1 protein-coding gene is annotated in these 1,362 nt (G+C 63.1%); it reads right to left on the bottom strand.

The features are described 5' to 3' along the window. Positions 1-67 precede the first annotated feature (67 nt). Positions 68-1,258, bottom strand: coding sequence for an IS481 family transposase (locus A5779_RS32240; RefSeq protein ID WP_064888114.1), 1,191 nt, complete (start codon positions 1,256-1,258; stop codon positions 68-70). Positions 1,259-1,362 lie beyond the last annotated feature (104 nt).

Raw genomic sequence — 1,362 nt, 5'->3', positions numbered from 1 at the left:
CTGTTCAGAGTCGGGTGATGGTTGACGGATCTGTTTCGGTTGATCCTTGACACTCTTGTGTTGTGGTTTAGGCCTGTGCGCTGCTGCGGAAGGCCCGTTTGTTTCGTACCCCGCCGGTGCTGGTGCGGGCAGCGGTTTTGACGAGTTGGTCTCCCACCCAGAACCGCAACAGCTCGCCGTCGACGTGCACATCACAGCGCGCTCCCGCGTAATGCCGTCCGATCGATACCTGTTGCCAAGACACACACACCACCCCGTTGGTGGTCACCATCCGCGACACCCAGTCCTGACCACCACGATCGGCGCCCGTGGTAGCAGGCGCCGAAAGTCGCGCCCTGACGCCGGTGCCCGCGGTGAATCGTTGGGCCGGGGTGGCCATCTTCAACGACTGATGCGGCCGCACATTGTTGTACTCGGCCACCCATGCATCCAACGCCGCCTGGGCCGCCTTCAGGTTGAGGAAAGGCGCTGCGGTGCTGAGGAACTCAGCGCGCAAGCTGCGGTGAAACCGCTCAATCTTTCCCGTGGTGGTGGGCGAACGCGGCTGAGTCAACAAATGCTCGATCCCATGCTCGCGGCAGATCGCATCAAAGAGCACTTCGACCGGCGGATGGTGGAACCGCCCGGTAAACACCTTGCCGTTATCGGTCAAGATCTGCTCCGGAGCCCCGTAGGTCGCCAACGCCTCACGCAGCCCGTCGCAGACCGCACGAGTGCGTTCCCGGGCCATCAACCGAGCACAGACACACATCCGCGAGTGATCATCGATCCCGGTCAACGCCTTGGCGCTGGTCCCATCCGCCAGCGGGAACCCGCCCACCACATCCATCTGCCACAGCTCCATCGGCGCACCACGCTCCCAGCGCTTCCACTTGCGCGAACGCCGATCCCGCACGTGTGGATCAATCAACCCCGCCCGCAGCAACGCCCGATATACCGCCGACTCCGAAGGCACCGGGGCGACCTGGCGTTTGGTCAGTTCGAACACCAACCGCCGCGGCCCCCAATACGGCCGCGAACGGCGTAGCTCCAACACCGCGGCTTCCACCGCCGCCGGCATCTGATGCGGACATGACCCCGGCCGATGCGACCGATCCGCCAACCCCTCCAAACCCTCGGCCTCATACCGGGCCAACCAGGCATGCAGCGTCTGCCGCGACACCCCAACCTTGGAGGCCACCTGCGATATCGACAGACCGTCGCTGATTACCGCCAGCACGGCCTGATACCTCTGCTCCACCACGCTCAACTCCCTCATCCAGGGAGTGTCAAGGATCAACCGAAGTAGGTGTAAAGCATCAGCCGAAACACTGTCAGCCATCAACCGGAGACAAAACGTCAAGCATCACCCGACGTCATACA

It is taken from the genome of Mycolicibacterium peregrinum (genome assembly GCF_001665625.1).
GTDB classification, from domain to species: domain Bacteria; phylum Actinomycetota; class Actinomycetes; order Mycobacteriales; family Mycobacteriaceae; genus Mycobacterium; species Mycobacterium peregrinum_B.
The sequence above is the reverse complement of the archived record's forward strand: the minus strand, read 5'-3'. Positions and strand labels throughout refer to the sequence as shown.

Coding starts and splice junctions, on each gene's coding strand:
- A5779_RS32240 (WP_064888114.1), bottom strand. CDS start 1,258: ATGAGGGAGTTGAGCGTGGTGGAGCAGAGGTATCAGGCCGTGCTGGCG.